We start from the raw sequence: 24,720 nt of genomic DNA, 5'->3' as shown, positions 1-24,720 counted from the left end.
CCCCAAAGCCGCCCCCAGTAAAGCGGCTGCTACGCCACGCTCCAAAAAGCCTGCGCCCGTCAAAACGGCGCCCGCGGCCCCCGCAGCAGCGCCTGCGCCCGCCAGTGTGGCCAAAGCAGCTCCCAGCAAAAGCGCTGCCGCCAGCCCTGCCCAGGCTCCCAAGCCTGTCGCCGGCGCAGCCAGCAAACGCACCCGTCTGGCCCCCACCCAGCGCAAATTGTTTGTGCTGGATACCAACGTCTTGCTGCACGACTCCAATTCGCTGTTCAAGTTTGAAGAGCACGACATCTTCCTGCCCATGATGGTGCTGGAAGAACTGGATCACCAGAAAAAGGGCCTGTCCGAAGTGGCCCGCAATGCGCGTCAGGTCAGCCGCTCCCTGGAAGGGCTGGTGGGCGATCATGGTCTGGACAAGCCCATCAATCTGGATGGCATCGGCAATACCGAAGCGCGTGGCGCCGTCACCTTCCAGACCAGCGCTCTGGATACCACCCTGCCTATCCAGCTGCCGCTGGGCAAGGCGGACAACGCCATTTTGGCCGTGGTCAATGCCCTGACCCAGAGCATGCCCAAACGCGAAGTGGTGCTGGTGTCCAAAGACATCAATATGCGTCTGAAGGCCAAGGCACTGGGCCTGCTGGCCGAAGACTACCGCCACGATCACGTTCTGGATGACTCCGACCTGCTGTATGACGGTGTCATGCCCTTGCCGGACAATTTCTGGACCAAGCACGGCAAGAACATGGAGTCCTGGCAACAGGGTGGCACCACCTTCTACCGTATCAGCGGACCGCTGTGCAGCCAGTTCATGGTCAACCAGTTCGTATTTACCGAAGGCGACGATCCCTTGTATGCCCAGGTACGCGAAACCGCTGGCAATACCGCCGTACTGGCCACCTTGCGCGACTACAGTCACGGCAAGAACAACGTCTGGGGCATTACGGCTCGCAACCGCGAACAGAACTTTGCCCTGAACCTGTTGATGAACCCGGATTTTGATTTCGTCTCCCTGCTGGGCCATGCCGGTACCGGTAAAACGCTGCTGGCCCTGGCCAGTGCGTTGACCCAAACCCTGGAGACCAAGCGCTACAACGAGATCATCATCACCCGTGCCACCGTGCCTGTAGGAGATGACATTGGCTTCCTGCCCGGTACCGAGGAAGAGAAAATGCAGCCCTGGATGGGTGCGCTGGAAGACAACCTGGAAGTGCTGCATCTAGGCACCGGCAAGTCCTCCAGCAACCTGAACAACCCACAAGGCGCCGAGGCTCCGCGCAACTCCACCATGGAACTGGTGCGCTCCAAGATCAAGGTCAAATCCCTGAGCTTCATGCGCGGTCGTACCTTCATGAACAAGTTCCTGATCATCGACGAGGCGCAGAACCTGACGCCCAAGCAGATGAAAACACTGGTGACGCGCGCCGGTCCAGGAACTAAAATTGTCTGCTTGGGCAATATTGCCCAGATCGACACGCCCTACCTGACCGAGGGCAGTTCGGGGCTGACCTACGTAGTAGACCGATTCAAAGGCTGGCCGCATGCAGGCCACATTACCTTGCAACGTGGTGAGCGCTCCCGTCTGGCCGATTACGCCAGCGACGCACTCTAAACCGAATCGCTACTCACTCAAACCGGGTCCTGGACCCGGTTTTTTTTTACCGCCAGGCTGCATCAAGGCCAACAAGCACAGCAAAGACGCAGCGTGGAGGATTTTTAATGACTGTTATGAAACGTACCGCACAGCCCATCGGGCTTACCATGGGCGATGCCGCTGGCATAGGCCCGGAAATTATTGCCCGCCTGATTGTTGAAGGCCTGCCCCACCCCGCCGTAGTCTATGGCGATGCGGGTGCGCTGCGCCGTGCCCTGACACTGATTGGCGCCGACCAGGACTGGCACGTCGAGGAGGTGGAGCAGCCTGTTTGCACACCCAAGGGGCTCATTGCCGTCCTGAATCGCTGGCAAGCCCTGCCCGACGATCTGCCCTATGGCGAAGTTAACGCTCAGGCCGGACGCGGCGCCTACGAATACCTGTGCCACGCTATTGATGATGCCCAAGCCGGTCTGATCCGTGCCATCGTCACCGCCCCACTGAACAAGCTGGCCATGCAAAAAGGCGGTATCGATGCCCCTGGCCACACCGAGATTCTGGCCGAGCGCAGCCACACCGAGCACTACGCCATGATGCTGGCTAACGAACACTTGCGATCCATTCTGGTCACCATTCACGAACCGCTGGCCCGTGTCCCCTCCCTGATTACTACAGAACGCGTCTTGCAAACCATCCGGCTGGCACAGTTGGCCTGCACCCAGGCCGGGATCGCCAAGCCCCGTGTGGCTGTGGCAGGCTTGAACCCCCATGCCGGTGAGGGTGGCAAATTCGGCTCTGAGGATATTGAGCAGATCACACCGGCCATTGAACAAGCCTGCGCCGAAGGCATCCAGGCCAGCGGCCCCTGGCCCGGCGACACGATCTTCATGCGGGCTCGTCAGGGAGAGTTCGATATTGTGGTGGCCCAGTACCATGACCAGGGGCTGATTCCCATCAAGCTGCTGGGTCTGGACGAAGGCGTGAACGTGACGGTAGGTCTGCCCTTTATTCGCACCAGTGTCGACCACGGCACTGCGTACGACATTGCCGGACAGGGTAAGGCCGACGCCTCCTCCCTGGGCTATGCCTACCGTATGGCTCTTTCCATGAGCGCGCATCAAGCATGATCAAGCGCTTACCGATTGACCCGTTTTTGCTGAAGCTGTTTGCCACGGTTGCTCTTGCCAGCCTGCTGCCCGCCCAAGGTTGGGGCGTGCCGCTGTTTCAACACATCACGCAGATTGCCATTGCCCTGCTGTTCTTTCTGCATGGTGCCCGCCTGTCACGCGAAGCTATCTGGGGCGGCTTGTCCCACTGGCGTTTGCACCTGTTGATTCTGTCCGTCACCTTTGTGCTCTTCCCTATTCTGGGCAGTGGCGTGGCGGCTGTGCTGCGTCCCTGGCTAACCGACAATCTGTACCTGGGAATTCTGTTTCTGGCTTGCCTGCCCAGCACCGTGCAATCTGCGGTGGCGCTGACCGCAATGGCTAGAGGGAATGTGCCGGTGTCAATTTGCAGCGCCTCGGCCTCCACCTTGCTGGGCGTGTTCATCACTCCCCTTCTGGTCGGCATCATGCTGGCAGGTGCCACCAGCGCCCAGGCCACCGTGTCGCTGGAGGCGGTGGGAAAGATCATGCTGCAGCTATTTTTCCCCTTTGTCTTCGGGCATATGCTGCGTCCCCTGATCGGAGCCTGGGTCATGAAGCGCCAGCAACTGCTGAAAGTCGTGGATCAGGGATCGATTCTGCTGGTGGTGTATACGGCCTTTTCGGGCGCGGTGGTGGGCGGCCTGTGGTCCTCCACCCCATTGAGTGCCTTGGGACTGATTGTGCTGTCCAACGCCGTTCTGCTGACCTTGGCGCAAGTGCTGGCCTGGAACCTGGGGCGCTGGCTGGGCTTTTCCTTTGAGGACCGTGTCAGCCTGCTGATGTGTGGTTCCAATAAAAGCCTGAGCAGCGGCATCCCGATTGCCAACGTGATTTTCCCCAGTGCCATGGTCGGGCCTATCATCTTGCCGATCATGTTATTTCACCAGTGGCAGCTACTGGTATGTGCATGGCTGGCGAAAAGACTGGCGGCTCGGAGTGAAAACTAAGAGGACGGCGAACCACCTTGCCTGACTACCCATACACGCTGAACGATGAATAAAAAAGAGGCATACCAAGGTATGCCTCTTTTTTGTCCTGACATCTGGCAAACGGCCTCACAAGCCCGCGCACTGAAGCAGCCACTGTGCTTTTTAATTGGGCATGTAATCCAGAAAGCGCGTGCTGGCTCCGGCGAAGGTCAAGCGAACCGAACCAATAGGACCGTTACGCTGTTTACCAATAATAATTTCAGCCGTGCCTTTATCGGGCGAGTCCGGGTTGTAGACCTCGTCACGGTAAATAAACAAGATCAAGTCAGCATCCTGCTCAATAGCACCGGATTCGCGCAAGTCACTCATCACTGGGCGCTTGTTGGGCCGTTGCTCCAGGCTTCGGTTCAACTGCGACAAAGCAATCAAGGGACAGTTCAATTCTTTGGCCAGACCTTTCAAGGAACGACTGATTTCAGAAATTTCCGTTGCCCGGTTCTCGCCACCGCTTGAGGACATCAGCTGCAAGTAGTCGATAATGATCAAGCCCAGTTGGCCACACTGTCGTGCCAGACGTCGAGCCCGTGCACGCACTTCCATGGACGACAGGCCGGGCGTTTCATCAATGTAAATCTGGGCCTCCTGCACCTGCTGCACGGCATGTGTCAGACGTGGCCAATCGTCGGCTGTCAGCTTGCCAGTACGCATACGGTGCTGGTCCAGCAAACCGACCGAACCGACCATACGCATGGCCAACTGTACCGCGCCCATTTCCATGGAGAACACGGCAACGGGCAAACCTTGGGCAATCGCAACGTGCTCGCCAATATTCATGGAGAACGAAGTTTTACCCATGGAAGGACGACCCGCCACAATCACCAGGTCGCCTGGCTGCAAGCCTGACGTCATCTTGTCCAGGTCAATAAAGCCAGTTGGGACCCCGGTTACTTCCGAATCGCCTTCGCGGTGATACAGCTCGTCAATACGTTCCACCACCTGGCTTAGCAGGGGCTGGATTTCCAGAAAGCCTTGCGAGCCACGCGCCCCTTCCTGGGCAATCTGAAACACACGGGTTTCCGCCTCGTCCAGAATCTGCCGGGCCTCCTTGCCCTGCGGATTGAAGGCGGCCGAGGAAATATCATCAGCAACGGTGACCAGCTTGCGCAGAGTGGAACGCTCGCGCACGATTTCGGCGTAGCGACGAATGTTAGCAGCCGATGGCGTGTTGTGAGCCAGCGCATTCAAATAGGCCAGCCCACCCACCTCTTCCTGCTTGCCTGCAACCGACAGGGACTCAAAGACCGTGACGACGTCAGCAGGACGGGCCAGACCAATCAAGCGGGTAATGTGTTGCCAGATCAGCTTGTGATCAAACCGATAAAAATCCTCGTCGGTGACAATATCGGCCACCCGGTCAAACGCGGCATTATCGAGCAACAAGCCACCGAGCACCGACTGCTCCGCCTCAATGGAATGAGGCGGGACCCTGAGGTAATCCAGCGTTGAATCGGATTTGGCTGACTTGCTTTCCATGCATATACCTTCAAATCAAGGAAAAAAATCGACGCCGCAGCCAACAGAATGTGTTGTGCGGGCTTGAACAGTATGTGTATCTGGGGTCAGAACAGTCAGGCTCAACAGCGTGCTGGGCTGACAGGACCGAATGCGGCAATACAGTCACGCCGCAGGCGTGCTGGCTCTCTTCAAACAGAATGAAGAGAAAACAAAAAAGCCGGCTTGCACCGGCTTTTTTGAGCTTGGCAGATACACTCCATGAAAGAATGTACCATGCGTCAACGCGCTAGGCTTAGGCTACGTCGCCTTGAACCACAACGTTGATTTCAGCGATCACGTCAGGGTGCAGAACAACCTGAACGGGGTACTCGCCAATGGCTTTCAGGTGACCGTCTGGCAGACGAACCTGAGTCTTGACCAGGTCGGCAAAGCCGGCATTTTGCAATGCATTGGCGATGTCCATGGTGGTCACGGAACCAAACAAACGACCGTCCACGCCGGCTTTTTGAACCAGGGTGAAAGCTTGGCCGTTCAACTTTTCGTTCTGAGCCTGAGCAGCGGCCAGCTTTTCAGCTTGCAGCTTTTCCAGTTCGGCACGGCGTGCTTCGAACTCTTGCAGAGCGGCAGCCGTAGCACGGCGAGCAACTTTGCGTGGCAGCAGGAAATTACGGGCGTAACCATCACGTACGCGCACAACGTCACCCAGATTACCCAGGTTGGCGACTTTTTCGAGCAAAATAACTTGCATGACTAAGGTTCCTCTGGATTATTTGTGGTTGTCGGTGTACGGCAACAGCGCCAGGAAACGAGCGCGCTTGACAGCGGTGTCCAGCTGACGCTGGTAGTGAGCTTTGGTGCCCGTCAAACGTGCAGGGATGATCTTGCCATTTTCCTGGATGAAATCACGCAGGGTGTCCAGATCTTTGTAATCAATTTCTTCAACGCCAGCGACGGTGAAGCGGCAGAATTTGCGGCGCTTGAACAGTGGGTTCTGTTGTGCAAATTTGCGTTTTTTGTCTTTGCCTCTACGGAAAGCCATTTTGTGCCTCGTTAGTAACCGGGCTATACCCGGAAGAATTCAGTGTGAAGCGAGGTGTTGAACACTTCGCGACGATCGAGCCAGACCAGTCAAACCGTAACAGAGCCTTGTCCCGGAAAGTGACGCTGATATTGCTGTACATGCAGCACCAGACGCGTCGAACCTTTACGGGCTGGGGCAATAAAACCTTGTAGCTGCAAACGGGCTCCCAAAGGAGTGTCTGCCAGACCCAATGCATTATTTCCCAAAGCCACTACCTGCATCGTCAAAGCGATTTGCCGGGAGTGACCGGCTTCCATTACGGAAGATTCGTGTTCCAGGACCAATTCCAGAGCTGGGACACCAGCCGGCGTATAACGCAAGGGCTTGATGTCGACAAGCTGACCGGCAAGAGAGAACTGGTTCACGTAGTCGGAGCTATTACTCTTCAGCTTGAGCTTCGGCTTCAGCGGCTGCAGGAGCGCTGGCTTCAGTACTTGCTTTACGTGCTTCTTCGCGTTCGACGGACTTCATCATGACCGAAGCGCCTTCAGGGGCTTTCTTCGTGCCAGCGATGAGGTAACGCAAGATAGCGTCGTTGTAGCGGAAGGAATGCTCCAGCTCGTCCAGGGTGGACTGACCGCATTCGATGTTCAGGCACACGTAGTGAGCCTTGACCAGTTTCTGGATTGGGTAAGCCAGTTGACGGCGGCCCCAGTCTTCCAGACGATGAATAGCACCGCCTTCGGAAGTAACAATCGCCGAATAGCGCTCGATCATGGCGGGCACTTGCTCGCTTTGATCGGGATGCACAATGAACACTACTTCGTAGTGACGCATGGAACAACTCCTTGTGGATATCGCCTACTACCCGCTGTAAAACCAGTCAGGCACCAAGCGCGACAGCCCGCCCATTCAATCCGGGTCGAGCAAGAAACCATAGATACTAGCACCAAGAAAGGCTGACTGACAAGCCAAAAGCCTTAGCCCTGCACGCTTGCGTAGGCAGAGTGATTATGAATCGACTCAAAATTCTCGGCTTCGATGCTATAACGCAACACTCCGGGCAAGCTGCGCACGCTGACGGCTACATCACGCACCAGATCTTCGACGAATTTGGGATTGTCGTACGCGTATTCGGTAACGTACTTTTCGTCAGTGCGCTTGAGCAAGCCCCACAGCTGACAGGACGCCTGCTCTTCAACCGATTTGATCAGCGTAGGCAAGTCCAGCGTAGCCGGATCCGCAAACACGGCCTGCACGGTAACGTGCGAGCGCTGATTATGCGCACCGTACTCCGAAATGGCCTTGGAGCACGGGCAAAGGCTGGTAACCGGAACCAGTACGGACAACTCAAATTCGGGCTGGGCATCCACACCGACACGTGCTGTCCAGCTGACGGTGTAATCCATCAGGCTGGCCACACCGGATACGGGCGCCACTTTTTCCAGGAAAACGGGGAAGGTGGCTGTCATGTCGCCACGTCCGGCATTGAGCAAAGGCAACATGGCCTGGGCCATCTGCACAAAACCGGCGGGCGTCATGGCTTGACGGCGGTACTCTTCCAGCAAAGCGACAAAGCGCGACATATGGGTGCCTTTTTCTTCGGGCGGCAAGGCCACCGTCAACTCCCATTGCGCCACGGTGGGCACGGCCTGCCCCTGCAGGTCCAGCATCATCGGATGCCGCACCCCGCGCACACCCACGCGCTGAATCGCAACACGGCGTGTATCCGTGCTGCTTTGCACATCTGGCATGGCCAAAGGCGATTCCGACACTGTATTCATATCCATCAGGTTCAGCTACGACAGAGCCGCAACCGTAAATAAAAACAATAATGAATTATTATCTTACGCTTATCGCACACGAGGTTCGATAACCTTAACAAGAACGCGCATATTGGGGTATTTAAACCCTAAACTGTGCAGAAATTGCCTCACGCCTCAAGCAAACTTGAGAAACGTGCACGAATGGAGCGCTCGATGCCGGCGGCATCCAGACCCAGATCCTGAGCAATTTTCTTCTGATCGCCGTGGTCGATGAATTCGTCGGGGTAGCCCAGTTGCAATACCGGCATCACCAGCGCTTCACGACTGACAAACTCCAGCACCGCACTGCCTGCGCCCCCCATCAAACAGCCCTCTTCCACGGTAACAAATGCCTGATGGCCTTGTGCCAGCTCTTGCAGCAAGGCTTCGTCCATAGGTTTTACAAAACGCATGTCTACCACGGTGGCATCCAGAACCTCGGCTGCTTTCAGCGCCTCGTGCAACACGGGACCAAAAGCCAGAATGGCCAGATTCTTGCCCTGACGGCGCAGATTGGCCTTGCCCAGCGGCACGGTATGGAGCTCCTGATCCACTTCAGCACCGATACCCGCTCCGCGCGGATAGCGCACCGAGCTGGGCCCTGGGTGCTGATAGCAACAGGTCAGCAACAAGCGGGTTTCGTTTTCGTCCGACGGCGTGGCCACCACCATGTTCGGAATGCAGCGCAAAAAGGCGATGTCGTAATTACCGGCATGCGTTGCCCCGTCTGCGCCCACAATACCGGCGCGATCCAGCGCAAAAGTGACATCCAGATTCTGCAGGGCTACATCATGAATCAGTTGATCGTAGCCGCGCTGCAAAAAGGTAGAGTAAATCGCCACAACCGGCTTCTGCCCTTCACAGGCCAAGCCACCGGCAAAGGTCACGGCGTGCTGTTCGGCAATGCCCACATCAAAATAACGACGGGGGAATTGTTGCTCGAACTCCACCATGCCACTGCCTTCACGCATGGCGGGAGTAATACCGTACAGACGTTGATCCTGCCTGGCCATATCGCACAACCACTGACCGAAAATCTGTGTAAAGGTAGGGCGCGGCTTGGTCGTAGGCGTGACCAAACCCACAGAAGGATCGAATTTGCCTGGACCGTGGTAGAGCACCGGATCGGCTTCAGCCAGCTTGTAGCCCTGCCCTTTACGGGTCACCACATGCAGGAACTGCAAACCACCCAGATCACGCAGATTGCTCAAGGTAGAGACCAGCGCATCCAGATCGTGACCATCAATCGGGCCCACGTAGTTAAAACCCAGCTCTTCAAACAGCGTGGCCGGAGACAGAATCCCCTTGGCGTGGCCTTCAAACTTGCGCGCCAGTTCCAGCACAGGCGGGACATGCTGCAAGACAGTACGGCCTACATTCTTGGCAGCGGCGTAGAACCGGCCCGACATCAGGCGAGCCAGATAATGATTCAAGGCGCCCACCGGCGGCGAGATCGACATGTCGTTGTCGTTCAACACCACCAGCACATTTACATCGGGCGTTACACCAGCATTGTTCAGGGCTTCAAACGCCATACCGGCCGTCATCGCGCCATCACCGATCACGGCAATGTGCTGACGCTCGATCCCGGCATTGCGCGAGGCCACGGCCATCCCCAGTACCGCGGAAATCGAGGTTGAGGAATGCGCCGTACCAAAGTCGTCGTACTCGGACTCGGAGCGCTTGGGAAAACCGGAGATGCCATCTTGCTGACGCAAACCACTCATCTGATCGCGGCGGCCTGTCAGAATCTTGTGCGGATAGGACTGGTGACCCACATCCCACACGATACGGTCGTGGGGAGTCTCGAACACATAGTGCAAGGCAGTGGTCAATTCAACCGTGCCCAGATTGGACGACAAATGCCCACCGGTTTTGGATACGGATTGCAGAACAAACTCGCGCAGTTGTCGTGCCAGCTCGGGAAGATCACGTTGATCAAGCTGGCGCAAGTCGGCGGGAGACTGGATCTGCTCTAGGGAAACGGTTGTCATACTAAAGACGTCTATCCGGGCAAATAAGTGAAACGACTGTCTAAAAACAATCGCCAATCGGCTATTGTAAAACGCTTCGCGGCCTGTGCCAAAGTAGCACAGGCCCGCGTCGCTTAATGATTGCGACCCACGATGTAATCAGCCAGTTGTGTCAGACGTGCCGCAGCAGGTCCCAAAGGACGCAAGGCCAACTGGGCCTGCTCATTCAGAGCACCGAGCAACTCGCGCGATCCGTCCATACCCAGGATGGAGACATAGGTGGGCTTGTTATCGGCGGCGTCTTTGCCAGCCGTCTTGCCCAGCGTGGCGGTGTCAGCCGTCACATCCAGAATATCGTCCACGACCTGGAAGGCCAGACCCACAGCCTGGGCGTACTCTTCCAAACCATTACGCACGGTAGAGGAAGCACCCGCCACAATACCACCCAGCAAAACGCTGGCTTGCAACATGGCGCCGGTTTTCATGCTGTGCATCTCTTGCAACTGATCACGGTCCAGGGCAATGCCCACGCTGGCGCAATCAATAGCCTGACCACCGGCCATACCGGCACTGCCGGCGGCCTGCGCCAACTGGGTAATGGCTTGCACAATCAGCGCAGGGGCAATCGGCATTTGTGCCAATAACTCAAAGGCCAAGGGTTGCAAGGCATCGCCAGCCAGCATGGCGCAAGCTTCATCAAACTGAACATGAGTGGTTGGGCGACCACGACGCAATTTGTCGTCATCCATGCACGGCAAATCGTCGTGAACCAGCGAGTAGGCGTGGATCAATTCCACCGCCGCCGCTGCCAACTCCAATGCTTTCAATTGGGCTGCGGCCATGGGCTTGCCTTGCAAGGCAGCCTCACCGGCGGCATACACCAAGGCAGCGCGCACGCGCTTGCCGCCACCCAGCACCGAGTAGCGCATGGCTTCGTGCAAACGAGCAGGTTCCTGGCTGACAGGGGGCAGCAATTGTTCCAGTACGGTCTCAGTCTGCTCAACCCGCGCCTGCAGCCAATCAGAAAAACTGGTAGAACTCATCTTAACTATCTCCAACAGCTTCATCCCCGGACAAGGGGCGCAGCAGATTGCCTTGCAATACGCTGACTTGTTCTTGTGCAAGGTCCAGCTTGCGCTGACACAATTGGGCTAACTCCACGCCCTGCTCGTAAGCCTGCAAAGCCTGCTCCAGCGGCAATGCCCCGCTTTCCATGCGAGCGACCAGCGCTTCCAGTTGTGCCAGAGCGGACTCGAAATCCTGCTGGGCTGGCGCCTGGGCGCTTTGATTATCATCGCGAGATTTAACCATAACTATTCCTGATCAATGAGGGCCGTCAGGACTGGCTGAGACCCAATTGGAAGTGGCATTGTACGGGAGGCGGCGGCTTGCTGCCCTTCCCAAGGAGTACTTTCTACTTTGGGACCGCTCCACAGCAAAAAAGCCGCTCCGGAGCGGCTTTCTCAGCACCAGAAACTCAGGGCATTGAACTAGCTGCGCGCAACAGGTCGGCTGGCGTCACTCACCCATTCACTCCAGGAGCCGGGATAAATGCTGGAGCCAGACAAACCGGCCAACTCCATGGCAAAAAGATTGTGACAAGCTGTAATACCGGAACCACACTGGTGCACAACCATCTCTGCCGAAATCGCTCCCAGCAAGTCCTGAAACTCCTGGCGCAGCTGATCGGCCGGTTTGAAACGCCCCTGTTCACCCAGATTATTCAGGTGCGACCGATTAAGCGCATCGGGGATATGACCTGCGACCGGGTCCATCGGTTCCACGTCACCGCGATATCGCTCGGCAGCACGTGCGTCCAATACGGTAAAGATAGGTTTGGACAGGTTTTTCAGTACCTGCTCGGTCTGCACAGTAGGCATGGCAGCCTGCTCAGGCACACTCAATTTAGCAGTTGCTGGTACAGGCTTGGCCGGGCCGCTTTCTTCGGCTCCGCCCAACTGCTGCCAGGCCTGCCAGCCCCCATCCAGAATGGCGACTTGAGGATGCCCCAACCAGCGCAGCATCCACCACATATGGCTGGCGAATAAAGAACCTTGGGCGTCGTAGACCACGACCTGCATACCATCACGCAAGCCGTTTTTCTGCAAAAGCTGCGCCAGCTCCTGACGGCTGGGCAAAGGATGACGGCCATTCAGACCCGTCTTGGGTGCCGCCAGATCCAGCTCGTGATCCAGAAACACGGCACCCGGAATATGCCCCTGTTCGTAAGCGCGTCGTCCTGCCTGATGGTCGGCCAAATCATGGCGTACATCCAGAATCAGCCACTCCGAATTATTCAGATTGGCCTGGACCTGCTCTGCGCTAATCAGAAATTCAAACACGTTCTGCCTCCTTGACGGGAGCCTGCTCCGCTGTCGCGGCCTGACCTCGCAAGATACGATCCTCGCTGTAGGTACGCCAGGCCGACAACAGACCAGACCCAATAATCAATGCCATACCTGCCCAGGCTAACCAGTCAGGCACATCCCCCCAGAAAGCAATGCCAATCAGGGCGGCGAAAATAATGGTGGTGTATTGCAGGGCTGCGGTCAACAAGGCCGAGCCCAAGCCAAAAGCACGCGTCATGGTCAATTGCCCGAACAAGCCGGACAGGCCCACGCCCAGCAAGGCCAGCCACGCGCGCCAGCTCAGCTCGCGCCAGCCTTCCCACAAAAGTCCAACCAGGCTGGAACAGACGACAAAACAGGAGAACAGCAGCACGGTGCGCCATTCCGGCTCGCCAGAGCGCCCCAGGGCACGTACCTGCATCATGGCCACCGCGCTCAAGGCGCCAGCACACAGGCCCAGCATGGCGGCCCACCATTGGTCTGGCGTAATGCTGGGGCGCAGGACACCGATCACGCCCATAAAGCCCAGCAACACGGCAATCAGACGCACAGGGTCACGCTGGGTGCCACCCCAGGCAAGCATCCAGAAAGCAATAAACAAGGGAGCGGTGTAGTTCAGGCTGACCGCGGTGGACAAGGGCAGATTAGCCAGAGCCAGAAAGCCCAGCCACATGGAACTGACCCCGGAGACATTACGCCGGACATGCAGTTTCCAGCTTTGAGGAGCCAGCCTCAAACCACGGCTTTTAGCCCAGAACACCAGAAGAAGAACCGAGGGCACACCCCGGAACAAAACAATTTGCGCCATCGACGCCCCGGCATCGGCGGACACTTTGACACAGGCCCCCATAATGGCAAACATGGCGCAGGCTACCAGCATCCATAATGACTGCATGTGATCAAACCAGATTCAGTAATAAGGGTAGGGTAGGAACGGTTCATTACTGAACCATCCCCCCCTAAGAACCGGACTTGCGACTTTCACCGCATCCGGCTCAAGCACAACACGTCCAGTAGAAAAGGAGTTTCAGATTATATCTCTGATCACCTTTGCCGTCTGGACTCGAAGCCCTTATCGGGCCGGTTTCGCTACCTGCAAACCAAGGGTATGCACCCGTATGTGACAGACCGGATGCAAAAGCACTCGGTTCGAGAGGGCATCTGACCCACCATCCATCCGATAAACCAGGTGGTGGTCATGCCATCCGCTCTCGTAGTCCAGAGGTTCCCCGCACAAGGCGCAGCGCCCTGCTTGGGATACATATAATTTTGCAGCCTCGGTTCGATAAGCGATGCGTTTAAGCAGCCGCTTCGTCCTTAACTGTTCACCATAGACCTCCCACGACGAATCAAACGGGTTGTAATCCCCCTTGATTTTCTCGTGCCTCACGATCTCTGTATCAGCGAGCTTCAACAGGGTGATCGGGAAGGAACCTTCTTCCGTCCATATTGTTGCAGCAAACTCGTTCCGACCTGCGATGCATTGCCAGTAACGGCGATGGCACCACGGTCGGGACTTATTCGGATGCCGTCGTCTCGACCACCGCACGAGGCGCCAGTAGATCAGATTATCCATCCGACTAAAGGTTTCTTTCGCCACCACCGGTTGGTGGTACTGCGCCCAGCCCCGTAAAACAGAGTTGAGCTTGGCAATGAGATCCTCCTGTTTCACCGTTAAGTGCGTTTTTACGATCTCTCTGACCTTGCGATAGAACGTTTGCACGTTCTTCTTGCTAGGCTTGATGAGCAACTTTCCTTTGTACTTGCGAAAGTTCCATCCCAGAAAGTCAAAGCCTTTGTCTATATGTACGACTTTCGTCTTTTCCGGCGATAGTCGCAGTCCTCGTTGTGCAAGGAAGGCTTCTATCCACGGCCTGATTTCAGCCTCCAACAATTCTTGCGAATTGCCGGTGATCACAAAATCGTCGGCGTACCGGACCACATTGACTTTCAGCTTCACGGCTTTCGTCTTTCCGTATCGCGTACCAAGATACGCTTTCAGGTCTGATTCGAGCCCGTTCAAACACACATTCGCCAGCGTGGGCGAGATGATTCCGCCTTGCGGCGTCCCTTTTTCGGTTGGCGAGAGGCGGCCCTTGTGGACTACCCCGGCTTTCAACCACTTACGCAGGACAACCTTGTTCATGGGAACGTGGTCAACCAGCCATTGGTGGTTAATGTGGTCAAAACAGCCTTGTATATCCGCCTCCAACACCCATTGAGCCGCAACTTTTCTGGATGTGCAGACAAATATCTGTCCCATTGCGTCCGCCGTTGAGCGTTGTTTCCGAAAGCCGTAGCTGTTCGGGTCGCTCGTGGTTTCTGCTACGGGTTCAAGCCCCAGCAAATGCAAAGCCTGCATCGCCCGGTCGAACAGCGTGGGAATGCCCAAGGGGCGTTCTTTACCGTTCGCTTTGGGGATGTAAACCCGCCGCAAGGGAAGAGGCTTGTAACCTCTTTGCTGCCTTAACCTACCTATCGCCGCCCGTTTCAGGGCAGGAGTTTCCCAAAGCTGGCGATCGACACCGGCCGTTCGCTTGCCTTGGTTTTCAGTAACCCGTCTTACCGCCAAGGCTCTGGCGGAAAACGAGTGGGTTAAAGACCGTTGCAGGGCCTTGACCCTGCGCCAATCATTATCCCGCGTCGCCTTCGCGATACGTTGCTGCGTTGTTCGCACGAATTGCTCGACTCGACGCCAGTCAATGGTGTGCCAGTCTTGCGGCTCGTGTGAGGACGCAGAACCACGGGGAGTGGTCTTTCTCATGCTTTCCTCTTTCCGGTTATCCCGTTGAAAGGACGCACAACGTCCCCGAAGGGATGGTGTACATCCCCTCGGGGTGGTTTGAACGTTTGCAGTCGTCTTGCGACGGTTGCACCTAGTGGAAGTGGGCGTGCTTTCGCACCGGAGCAGAGCCCTATGCCACCCATTACAGGCGGCCATTCGCTTTTTCCACTCTCCCATACCCCCTCATCCAACAGCTTGCCTTGCGGTTTGCCTGCCAGAGGTGCTTACACACCTTGGCGGATAGTGGGGCTTACCACGTTCCCTGATCTACCGACTGATTACGATTTGCATCGTACTCAGACTCTCCGTTTAGGACTCATCTCTCCTGGGACTGTTTTAGTGACGACGTGTGTGAAGCTTCCACTCACACAGCCAACAGCACACCTTTTTGGTTATGGCCTAACAGCAGATTCAGCCATTCAGTAATTACCCAGGTTCCAACGATGATTCACATTACATTGCCCATACGGAACTAGCCTAGCCCCTTAACCGCCTTTCTGCTGGCAGTATCCACCCTAACCCTCACAGGTCAGAAGTGCCGCTTACGCGGGGGTACGTTGTCTGGTGAGCTTCGCACCCGCCCATTACTGGTCGAGCACGTCACCGTAGGCTACGTGTGGTCGTACACACGGTTATGGCACTTCCTTTCAGAAGGCATAACAAGGCAGATCAGAGCTTGCGCTCTGCGGTTTCACGTTATCCAAGTCAACTAGTTTTACGCACACAAAGAGTTCCATTTGGTATCGCGAGGATGCCGCATGGATTGCTCGGGTTTGGAGTGTCTAGTTGCCCTGTTGGGCAGTCTAGGGGCGTAAGAATACGGACGAGCGTTTGATAAACGTTGCCGTAAGGCAGAGTCTCTTCCGTAGAAGTGTCTCTGTCGTTTGAGACGCCAGCCAAGGCTGGGTCATTGACTTGTGTCAGGCACCGTAGTGCGTTGACTGATAGCAGTGAAGTAATACCCTGAACCTGCTCCTTGGGGGAGTAGGTCGTTCGGTTCTCAAGGGTTGAACCGACGCAGAAGCGACATCTACGTGTCGCACGAAAGCCATTACTATACTCCCCACCTTGTAAAAGTGGACCGGTAACCCCATATCCAGACCACTTACGCAACAGCAAGAACCTCGGCGCAAGAAACTATCTTGCCCGGAAGCTGACTAAAAGCTGAATATTTTATTTTCACGCCTGGAATCAAGGCTAAAATTCGCGCAGATCGTGTTCTCACGATCACGATTTTTTCTGTTACACCGGAATCCGCATTCATGAAACGAATTGTCCTTTTCTTAATCACCAACCTGGCCGTCATGCTGGTGCTCAGCGCCTCCATGAATATTTTGGGTGTGGGACGTTACCTGAACGCGCAAGGTCTGGACCTGACTCAATTGCTGATCTTCTCGGCTTTGGTCGGTTTTACCGGCGCCATTATCTCCTTGCTGATGAGCAAATGGATGGCCAAGCAAAGCGTGAACGCCCGTGTCATTGACCCGAATGCCCCCGCCAATGCCGAAGAGGCCTGGCTGGTCGATACCGTGCACCAACTGGCCGACCGTGCCGGTATTGGCCGCCCCGAAGTGGCCATTTACGAAGGCGAGCCCAATGCCTTTGCCACCGGCGCTTTCAAGAATGATGCTCTGGTCGCCGTGTCCACCGGCTTGCTGCGCGGCATGACCGAAGAAGAAGTCATGGCGGTGCTCGGCCACGAAGTTGCCCACATTGCCAATGGCGACATGGTCACCCTGACCCTGATCCAAGGCGTGGTGAACACCTTTGTGATCTTTCTGGCCCGTCTGGCCGGCTACTTTGTTGACCGCGTGCTACTGCGCAATGATCGCGACGTGGGCATGGGTTACTACGCCTCGGTCTTTGTGTTTGAGCTGATTTTTGGCGTGCTGGCCTCCATCATCGTGGCCTGGTTCTCGCGTCAGCGTGAATACCGTGCCGATGCCGGTTCCGCTCAGTTGCTGGGTTCGCGTCAGCCCATGATTCACGCGCTGGCCCGTCTGGGCGGCATGGCTCCTGGCGAACTGCCCAAGAACTTTGAAGCCTCCGGTATTTCGGGTGGTCGTTCGATCAGTGCGATCTTCGCCTCCCACCCTCCTATCGCTGCACGTATTCAGGCTTTGCAAAGCGCTCAATCCGTCTAAGATCCCAGGCGGCCTGAACGGCACAGCCAAATAAAATGCCCCAAAAGCACACAGGCTTTTGGGGCATTTTTTATGCCTTGGCGCAAAGTTAGCGTATGGGCTGCCGGACAATCATCTTGTGCCGACTCGACGACGCTTTGCTCCAATCACTCAGATAGATCTCGTGATACACGCCCAAAGGCTCCAACCCTTCCTGCGGCAGGAACTTCGTATAGAGCTGCGACAACAAAGCTGACAGATCGGCTGGGGAGCCCACATGCATCACCTGCACGCACTTGCCCTCCGTCACGGCTTCCCACCTGGGAGCTGGAGCGTTCCCCAACTGAGCACGCATCTGGGCCACCGCGCCTTCCAGACCCGCCTTATCGGTCCATACAGGCAAGGTCACTTGTACACGCCACTGCCAGTTTTCCCGCCGCCCTGCTTCCACATCTTTCGGATCCGCAGCCCAGTACAGAACTTCGACCGGCGCTTCCATAAAGTCACGCCCCATGCGTTGGCGTGCCTCTCGACGGATAGGCTCAATAGCAAGCTGCAAGGTCTTGATAGCCGCCCCCACCGCAACAGGCTCGGGAGCACCTTTGCCATCCAGAATGGCAAACGGCAAAGTGGGCACATCCAGCACCCGAAAATGGTGCTGCAAAGGCGCATACAACATCTTCAGGGCTGGGATATCCTGGCTTAAATCGATCATGTTTTCGTAAGCCATAAAAAGGTCTCACCTAACTCCAAACCTAATCAGCAAAGTGATATTCCAAAATATCGTCACCGAACTCATCACGCTGGCCGCTTTCGGTCCAGCCTAAATGACGATAGAAACCATAGGAGCGCACCTGAGGATCACTATTACAAGCCAGGAACAGGCGCGTAAAACCACGCCCCTGCAAGTCCTGCATCATCTGTGTCAGCAAACGGCGGCCCAGACCCAGGCTTTCATAGTCGGGCAATAGCGCCAACACCATGATCTCGCCGCTCTCGCTATCACCGAAGCAATAGCCAGCCATCTGCTCATCGACCAGGGCCACATAGCCGGGGCAACTACCATCCTCAATACCTGCGGCCCAGCTTTCTGCGGTAACTCCCAAGGCGGCCAGATCCTCTTCAGAAAAAGCATTTTCACGAGTCAGTCCCCGGATACGCAGGCATTCGCGGGCGTCATCAGGCACTGCAGCGCGCAAGACTATCTTGCTCATTCACTACTCCAATATAAAAAGGGCAATGACGGCAAATCATCACGTCATCGACCATACAAAAGACTTAAGGGGTGTCAGTGTTAAGTTGGCTCAACCACTGGGCAATGTCGCCCACGACCTGGGGCATGGCCGAGCTGCCATCGGCCTGCGTCATGACGTGATCCAGATCGGGATAGCTGCGCCACACCACATGCGGGTTATCCACCTGTGCCACCATCTGGGCAGCGGCTTGCGGCGAGACCGAGGTATCGCGCCCGGACTGAATCACCAGAGTGGGGATAGCAATCCGTCGCAGCACCTCGGCCTGATCCAGATTCAGCATCTGCTGCCACCAATCGCGTCCATGTCCGCTCATCCGAGTATCCAGGCCGGCCCTGGCCTGCCTCAAAAATTCGCCCAAGCCATCAAGCATGTTTTGCTTGTCGGCAGCCGGCATCTCTTGGATTGAGGCGCTATAGAGCACATCATCCTGGAACCAGCGCCCGCCGCCATTAAAACTGATGGCCGCATCCAGATGCGAAGTCTGGGCCGCCAGCAAATGAACAATCACCGCTCCCTCGCTGCCACCCAAGGCAAAAAGCTTGTCATAGCGGGTCTGACTTTGCAGCTGTTTTAAAACCGCATCCAGATCAGCCACACGCTGTTGGGGCTGGTCGCGCTGAATATAGTCTGTCGGGCAGTCGCTACGCTCGGGATCGTCGCTATCAGGCAGCGCGGCCGTCAGCGCATATTTTTCCACCGCCAGCACCTGGGCTTGTGGACGAGCCTTGGCCAGGGTTTCCCAAACAACTTTCTTGTGCGCCACGCTATTGCAATCCGAGCCTTGCACAATCAGAAGCAGCTCATGCACACCTTCTTGAGGGGCGATGGCAGGCTGGACGTAATAATGAATGGTGCTGCCATCTGCACGCGCCAATTCATGTGGCTGCGCTTGAGCATAAGCCTGGCTGCCCACGACCCCAGAGATAGCAAGGCCCGCCAGACGGGCCAGAGAAATTGAATAATCCATGCCGCACTGTGGCACAGAATGATGAAGATTTGATGGAGAAAAATGGCGGACTCGCCGCCATGAAAAGGGACCAGCCAGCAAAGAGCTGACCTGACCGGGGGAGACATCAAGCCATCACACCCTTTGCTGGCTGGTGTCCCGCCGCCGGTCGCCATTTGCCCAAAAAGACGACCGGACTGGCAAGACTCAAGGCTTCATGGGATTGGTCTTTTCTGGATTGATTTGATAGCGCTGCAAAGCATCGCTGACCAACGAGCGAGGCACCGAACCTTCGTCGGCCAAGGCCTTCAAGGCCGAGACCACGATGAAGTGCCGGTCCACTTCAAAGAACTCGCGCAGCGAGGCCCGTGTGTCGGAACGCCCAAAGCCGTCCGTCCCCAAAACCAGCAAACGACGCTCCGGCACAAAGGGCCGGATCTGCTCGCCCACAATCTTCATATAATCCGTGGCAACCACAATCGGGCCTGCATGCCCTTCCAGGCAAGACTGCACATAAGGGATACGCGGCTCGCTTTCCGGGTGCAAGGTGTTCCAGCGCTCCGTATCCAGGCCATCACGACGCAGTTGGTTCAGGCTGGGCGCACTCCACACATCGCTGGCCACACCAAAGTCCTCTTGCAGCAATTGTGCGGCAGCCAGCACCTCCATCAAGATAGAGCCACTGCCCATCAACTGCACACGCGGGGCCTTGGCTTTTTGCTGCGGTCCCGCCTGCAAGAGATACAGCCCTTTGATAATGCCCTGCTCCACCCCTTCCGGCATCTCGGGATGCGGGTAGTTTTCATTGAGCACGGTAATGTAATAGAACACGTCCTCCTGATCCTGATACATGCGACGAATACCATCCTGCATGATCACGGCCAGCTCATAGGAGAAGGTGGGGTCATAAGAGCAGCAGCTAGGCACCACGCTGGAGAGCACATGGCTATGACCATCATCGTGCTGCAAACCTTCGCCCATCAAGGTGGTGCGACCCGACGTTGCACCAAACAAAAAGCCTCGTGTCCGTGCATCCGCCGCAGCCCAGATAAAGTCCCCTACTCGCTGAAAACCGAACATGGAGTAGAAGATAAAGAGCGGAATCGTGGGCACACCGTGATTGCTGTAGGCCGTGCCTGCTGCAATCCAGGAGGAGATTGCCCCGGACTCATTCAGGCCTTCCTGCAAGATCTGCCCGTCCTTGGCTTCTTTGTAATAGCTCAACTGGCCAGCATCCTGTGGCGTGTACAACTGCCCCAAGTACGAGTGAATACCAATCTGGCGGAACAGACCTTCCATACCAAAGGTGCGCGACTCATCCGGCACGATGGGCACAATCAATTTGCCCAGTACCGGGTCTTTCAACAAGGTGCTCAAAATACGCACAAAGGCCATGGTCGTGGACAAACCACGCTCCCCTGTGCCTTTCAACTGGGCCGCAAAGCTGTCCAGCGTGGGCACCGTCAAGGCCGGAACAGAGGTTCTTCGCGATGGCACAAAGCCGCCCAGAGCAGCACGACGTTGCTGCAAGTAAACCGCTTCCGGGCTGCCTGGCTCGGGGCGCAGATAAGGCAGCTCTTCCAGTTGTTCATCCGTAACGGGTAGCTGGAAACGATCCCGGAAGGCACGCACTGCATCTGCGCTCATTTTCTTGAGCTGGTGATTGATGTTCTGGCCTTCACCAGCCTCGCCCATACCAAAACCCTTCACGGTTTTCACCAGAATTGCGGTCGGCCCGCCATGGCTGTTACGTGCGGCTTGGGCATACGCGGCGTAGACCTTATCGGGATCGTGACCACCACGGGCCAGGGCCCAGATGTCGTCGTCCGACAAATCCGCTACCAGTTCCAGCAGCTCGGGATACTTACCAAAGAAATGCTCACGTACATAAGCGCCACTTTGGGACTTGAAGGTCTGATAATCCCCGTCCACGCATTCCATCATGCGTTTGCGCAGCAAGCCGGTTTTATCTTTGGCCAGCAAATCGTCCCAGCCCGCGCCCCAAATTACCTTGATGACATTCCAGCCTGCCGCACGGAAGTTCGCTTCCAGTTCCTGAATGACTTTGCTATTGCCACGCACAGGGCCGTCCAGACGTTGCAAATTGCAGTTGACCACGAAGATCAGGTTATCCAGCTTCTCACGCCCACCCACGGCAATGGCGGACAGGGACTCGGCTTGATCCATTTCTCCATCCCCCAGGAACGCCCAGACCTTGCGACCATCCATAGGCTTCAAACCACGGAAATCCAGATAGCGCATATAGCGTGCCTGATAGGCAGCCATCAAAGGCCCCAGGCCCATGGACACCGTGGGAAATTGCCAGAACTCGGGCATCAGGCGTGGATGCGGGTAAGACGACAAGCCACGACGCCCCGCCTCACGACGGAAGTTGTCCATCTGTTCATCATCCAGACGCCCTTCCACATAAGCACGGCCATAAATACCGGGGGCGGAGTGACCCTGTATATAGACCAGGTCACCATCAAAGCTTTCTGTGCGGCCCCGGAAAAAATGGTCAAAGCCCACGTCGTACAGAACGGCCGCGGACTGATAAGTAGCAATGTGTCCGCCCACATTGGAGTGCCGACCGGCACGCAGCACCATGACCATGGCGTTCCAGCGCACATAGGCATTGAGCTTGCGCTCCAGTTCCTTGTCACCGGGATACGGGGTTTGCTGATGCACCGGAATGGTATTCACATACGAGGTGGTCACGCGTGTGTACAGGTCACCGTGATGACGCGCATCGAAATCCAGCAATTGATCAATCAGATAGTGGGCACGGGGGCGTCCTACTGCCGCCGTGACCGATTCCAGGGCATCCAGCCACTCGGTCGTCTCTTGCGGGTCCACATCCGCGATCTGCAAAGCGTGATTCATAACAATCTCCAGGTGGATAGGCCGGATCCGCCACGCGACGTCCTCACGGCCTGAACAAGACGCAGGGCAGGACAGACCCTCACCCATACGATTGCAATTGCAACTACTTTATGAGCGCATCTTATCCGCGTATAATTGCATTTGCAACTAAAAAATAAATTCCTGGGGGAAAGAACGATGAGTCGCTCCGACACTGATCTGTGGTTTTCCTTTGTGCGCGCGCACCGCAGCATCCTGAAAGAAATCGAACGCAGACTGGCTGCCGAAAAGTTGCCACCCTATGCCTGGTACGACGTGTTGTGGGGACTGGAAAGCGGGCCGGAGGGAACCCGACGCATGCATGAACTGGCCGATCGACTGGTCATAGAACGCTATAACCTGACGCGACTGATCGACCGGCTGGAAGCCCAGGGGCTGGTCCAGCGCAGTCGCTCCTCGGAAGATGGTCGGGCCGCCTTTGCCAGCATCACGGATGAAGGCCGGGCCTTGCGCAAACAGATGTGGCAGATCTACCAAAGCGCTGTGCAGGAACTGTTTCTGTCGGCCTTTTCCGATCAGGAACAAACGCAGTTTGCACACGGGCTGGATCAGGCTGCCCGACAAGCGCGGCAATCCTCCAACACCTAGATGTGTCTAACTGATACCTGAGGCTCACGCTTGTAAGAGGCGCTGGGCTATTATTTAGCAATGAAAGAAATCTTCGCACTTCTCGATTTCGGGGGTTATATCGCCTTGCTCCTGTGGGGTATCCACATGGTGCAAAGCGGTGTGCAACGCGCCTTCGGTGCCGAACTAGGCATCTGGATGGGTCATGCCCTGGGGCGTCCCCGCCGTGCTTTTGTTGCCGGAGCGGCCATTACGGCCGCCATCCAAAGCAGTACCGCCACCGGGCTGATGATTACCAGCTTTGCCGCCACCGGCATGGTCGCCCTGGTTCCGGCCCTGGCCGCCATGCTGGGCGCCAATGTGGGTACGACGCTGATCGTGCAGCTGCTGTCCTTCAAAATGACCGCGCTGGCCCCGGCCCTGATTCTTCTGGGCGTCTGGCTGTTCCGCTCGCAGGAGCCTGGACGCCGTCGTGACTTGGGTCGCGTCTTTATTGGTCTGGGCCTCTTGCTGCTGTCCCTGCATGAACTGGTGGGCTTGTTCTCCCCCATTCAGGACGCCCCCCTGCTGCAAACCATTCTGGAAGCGCTGGCAGGCAGTCCCATGACGGGCATGCTGCTGGCCGCTCTGCTGACCTGGGCCGCACACTCCAGTGTGGCCATTGTGGTGCTGATCATCTCGCTGGCCAGTCACCAGCATATGGACCCGCAACTGACCTACGCATTGGTGCTGGGTGCCAATGTGGGTACCGCTATCAACCCGATTCTGGAAGGGGCTGGCGGCTCCAAGGACCCAGCCAACAAACGTCTGCCCATCGGCAACTTGGGCACACGTGTGTTTGGTTGTCTGGTCGGCATGATTTTGCTGCCCTGGATTCCGGATTTGATGAGCTGGTTCACCAATGACCCAGCTCGTGCTGTGGCCAACTTCCATACCTTCTTCAACCTGGCCGTGGCAGCCTTGTTCCTGCCTTTACTCAACCCCTATTCGCGTCTGCTGAGCCGTTATCTGCCCCGCCGCACCGACCCGGATGATCCCGGCCTGCCCTTGTATCTGGACCAGTCCGCTCAGGAAGTGCCTGCCGTGGCCTTGGGCAATGCAGCGCGTGAGGCGTTGCGTCTGTCCGATATGTTGCAGGAAATCCTGGATACGGCCCGTCAGAACATGCTGAACAATAGCGCCCAAAGCATTAACCATGCGCGCTATATCAGTAATGCCGTCAACCGTCTGGAGCCGCTGATCACCACCTATCTGGCCAGTATGGACCAGGAAAACCTCAGCAAGAAAGATACCCGTCGTCTGAACGATATTCTGACGTTCTCCACCAATATCTCGCACGCCGCCACGATCAGCGTCAATGGCTTGCTCAGCCACACGGCCAAGCTGCGTAAACAAGGCTGGATACTGCAATCGGAAGAACAAGCCGAAATCGGCAAAGTCATGGACAGGCTGATTCGCAACCAGCGTCAGGCAGCAGCCCTGTTTGTGGCCGAAGATGTAAAAACCGCCCGCTTCCTGGCCTTTGAAAAAGACTTCTTCCGCGAACTGGAAGTGGCGGCGGGAGACCGTCATATTCGCAAGATCAAGGCCGGTCAGCTGGACTCCGCCGAGCAGGGCTCCTTGTACCTGGAGATTTTGCGCGACGTGCGTACCATCAACTCCTATCTGGTCAGCGCCGCCGCCTATCCAATTCTGGCCAAGCACGACGAGTTGCTGCCCAACCGAGTGCGCTCCAACGAGGAATAAACAGACTGCAGCCAGGCGGTGAAAACAAGCCGCTCTGCTACTTAA

At 56.6% G+C, this 24,720-nt stretch carries 23 protein-coding genes; 6 read left to right on the top strand and 17 right to left on the bottom strand.

Annotated features, from left to right (window positions below; genetic code table 11):
- The 3 genes from ACLPGZ_RS08990 to ACLPGZ_RS08980 all read left to right on the top strand — a co-directional run.
- A partial coding sequence (locus tag ACLPGZ_RS08990) for a PhoH family protein (RefSeq protein ID WP_429641137.1) occupies positions 1-1,609 on the top strand: 1,609 nt, incomplete at its 5' end.
- A 116-nt stretch (positions 1,610-1,725) separates the two neighbouring features.
- Positions 1,726-2,718 (top strand): 4-hydroxythreonine-4-phosphate dehydrogenase PdxA, encoded by a 993-nt coding sequence (pdxA, locus tag ACLPGZ_RS08985; RefSeq protein WP_035270748.1) that lies wholly within the window; start codon positions 1,726-1,728, stop codon positions 2,716-2,718.
- Positions 2,715-3,686, top strand: a complete 972-nt coding sequence (locus ACLPGZ_RS08980; protein WP_088450771.1) for a bile acid:sodium symporter family protein — start codon at positions 2,715-2,717, stop codon at positions 3,684-3,686. The genes pdxA and ACLPGZ_RS08980 overlap by 4 nt, the downstream gene beginning before the upstream one ends.
- Before the next feature lie 144 nt (positions 3,687-3,830).
- Here ACLPGZ_RS08980 and ACLPGZ_RS08975 read toward each other — a convergent pair whose 3' ends face one another.
- The 13 genes from ACLPGZ_RS08975 to ACLPGZ_RS08915 form a co-directional block, all read right to left on the bottom strand.
- Entirely contained in the window at positions 3,831-5,201 is a 1,371-nt protein-coding gene (locus ACLPGZ_RS08975; RefSeq protein WP_009457570.1) for a replicative DNA helicase, read from the bottom strand.
- Positions 5,202-5,475: 274 nt separating this feature from the next.
- Entirely contained in the window at positions 5,476-5,931 is a 456-nt protein-coding gene (gene rplI / locus ACLPGZ_RS08970; RefSeq protein ID WP_009457571.1) for a 50S ribosomal protein L9, read from the bottom strand.
- Positions 5,932-5,949: 18 nt separating this feature from the next.
- Entirely contained in the window at positions 5,950-6,222 is a 273-nt protein-coding gene (rpsR, locus tag ACLPGZ_RS08965) for a 30S ribosomal protein S18 (RefSeq protein WP_003802444.1), read from the bottom strand.
- Positions 6,223-6,311: 89 nt separating this feature from the next.
- Complete coding sequence (priB, locus tag ACLPGZ_RS08960) at positions 6,312-6,629, bottom strand: primosomal replication protein N (protein WP_009457572.1); 318 nt, start codon at positions 6,627-6,629, stop codon at positions 6,312-6,314.
- A gap of 13 nt (positions 6,630-6,642) precedes the next feature.
- On the bottom strand, positions 6,643-7,041 hold the full coding sequence (gene rpsF, locus ACLPGZ_RS08955) for a 30S ribosomal protein S6 (RefSeq protein WP_009457573.1): 399 nt from the start codon (positions 7,039-7,041) through the stop codon (positions 6,643-6,645).
- A 143-nt stretch (positions 7,042-7,184) separates the two neighbouring features.
- On the bottom strand, positions 7,185-7,988 hold the full coding sequence (gene folE2 / locus ACLPGZ_RS08950) for a GTP cyclohydrolase FolE2 (RefSeq protein WP_022983570.1): 804 nt from the start codon (positions 7,986-7,988) through the stop codon (positions 7,185-7,187).
- A 149-nt stretch (positions 7,989-8,137) separates the two neighbouring features.
- A complete protein-coding gene (gene dxs, locus ACLPGZ_RS08945) occupies positions 8,138-10,003 on the bottom strand; it encodes a 1-deoxy-D-xylulose-5-phosphate synthase (protein ID WP_022983569.1) in 1,866 nt (621 codons plus the stop codon).
- 113 nt (positions 10,004-10,116) lie between these two features.
- On the bottom strand, positions 10,117-11,025 hold the full coding sequence (locus ACLPGZ_RS08940; protein ID WP_022983568.1) for a polyprenyl synthetase family protein: 909 nt from the start codon (positions 11,023-11,025) through the stop codon (positions 10,117-10,119).
- A gap of 1 nt (position 11,026) precedes the next feature.
- On the bottom strand, positions 11,027-11,293 hold the full coding sequence (locus tag ACLPGZ_RS08935) for an exodeoxyribonuclease VII small subunit (RefSeq protein WP_003802451.1): 267 nt from the start codon (positions 11,291-11,293) through the stop codon (positions 11,027-11,029).
- Positions 11,294-11,472: 179 nt separating this feature from the next.
- A complete protein-coding gene (locus tag ACLPGZ_RS08930; protein ID WP_373568165.1) occupies positions 11,473-12,324 on the bottom strand; it encodes a sulfurtransferase in 852 nt (283 codons plus the stop codon).
- Entirely contained in the window at positions 12,317-13,225 is a 909-nt protein-coding gene (locus ACLPGZ_RS08925; RefSeq protein WP_080655545.1) for a DMT family transporter, read from the bottom strand. Before ACLPGZ_RS08925 ends, ACLPGZ_RS08930 begins: the two co-directional genes overlap by 8 nt.
- 177 nt (positions 13,226-13,402) lie before the next feature.
- On the bottom strand, positions 13,403-15,094 hold the full coding sequence (gene ltrA / locus ACLPGZ_RS08920; RefSeq protein ID WP_429641136.1) for a group II intron reverse transcriptase/maturase: 1,692 nt from the start codon (positions 15,092-15,094) through the stop codon (positions 13,403-13,405).
- 1,126 nt (positions 15,095-16,220) lie between these two features.
- Positions 16,221-16,379: a hypothetical protein gene (locus tag ACLPGZ_RS08915; RefSeq protein ID WP_155624324.1), complete on the bottom strand. Its 159-nt coding sequence runs from the start codon at positions 16,377-16,379 to the stop codon at positions 16,221-16,223.
- Between ACLPGZ_RS08915 and htpX the strand changes: the two genes are divergently transcribed.
- Entirely contained in the window at positions 16,378-17,259 is an 882-nt protein-coding gene (gene htpX / locus ACLPGZ_RS08910; RefSeq protein WP_009457574.1) for a protease HtpX, read from the top strand. The two genes, ACLPGZ_RS08915 and htpX, sit on opposite strands and share 2 nt — an antisense overlap.
- Positions 17,260-17,347: 88 nt before the next feature.
- On the opposite strand, the gene ACLPGZ_RS08905 is transcribed toward htpX, so the two are convergent.
- The 4 genes from ACLPGZ_RS08905 to aceE all read right to left on the bottom strand — a co-directional run bounded on the left by ACLPGZ_RS08905 (position 17,348) and on the right by aceE (position 22,323).
- Positions 17,348-17,968 (bottom strand): GyrI-like domain-containing protein, encoded by a 621-nt coding sequence (locus tag ACLPGZ_RS08905; RefSeq protein WP_035270757.1) that lies wholly within the window; start codon positions 17,966-17,968, stop codon positions 17,348-17,350.
- A 25-nt stretch (positions 17,969-17,993) separates the two neighbouring features.
- Complete coding sequence (locus ACLPGZ_RS08900; protein ID WP_009457575.1) at positions 17,994-18,452, bottom strand: GNAT family N-acetyltransferase; 459 nt, start codon at positions 18,450-18,452, stop codon at positions 17,994-17,996.
- 64 nt (positions 18,453-18,516) lie between these two features.
- Positions 18,517-19,461 carry an alpha/beta fold hydrolase domain-containing protein gene (locus tag ACLPGZ_RS08895; protein ID WP_239055255.1) on the bottom strand — a complete coding sequence of 315 codons (945 nt, stop codon included), beginning with the start codon at positions 19,459-19,461 and terminating at the stop codon, positions 18,517-18,519.
- Between the two features lie 186 nt (positions 19,462-19,647).
- Positions 19,648-22,323 (bottom strand): pyruvate dehydrogenase (acetyl-transferring), homodimeric type, encoded by a 2,676-nt coding sequence (gene aceE, locus ACLPGZ_RS08890; RefSeq protein WP_427974791.1) that lies wholly within the window; start codon positions 22,321-22,323, stop codon positions 19,648-19,650.
- A 177-nt stretch (positions 22,324-22,500) separates the two neighbouring features.
- Here aceE and ACLPGZ_RS08885 point away from each other — a divergent pair, with 177 nt between their 5' ends.
- Together ACLPGZ_RS08885 and ACLPGZ_RS08880 are read left to right on the top strand one after the other, a co-directional pair.
- Positions 22,501-22,950, top strand: a complete 450-nt coding sequence (locus ACLPGZ_RS08885) for a MarR family winged helix-turn-helix transcriptional regulator (protein WP_035270761.1) — start codon at positions 22,501-22,503, stop codon at positions 22,948-22,950.
- 60 nt (positions 22,951-23,010) lie between these two features.
- Complete coding sequence (locus ACLPGZ_RS08880; RefSeq protein ID WP_429641135.1) at positions 23,011-24,675, top strand: Na/Pi cotransporter family protein; 1,665 nt, start codon at positions 23,011-23,013, stop codon at positions 24,673-24,675.
- The last annotated feature ends 45 nt before the right edge of the window (positions 24,676-24,720 follow it).

Origin of the sequence: Alcaligenes sp. Me129, from assembly GCF_050487245.1 — a bacterium.
GTDB lineage: Bacteria > Pseudomonadota > Gammaproteobacteria > Burkholderiales > Burkholderiaceae_B > Alcaligenes > Alcaligenes phenolicus.
This window is presented reverse-complemented; position numbering and strand designations above follow the sequence as displayed.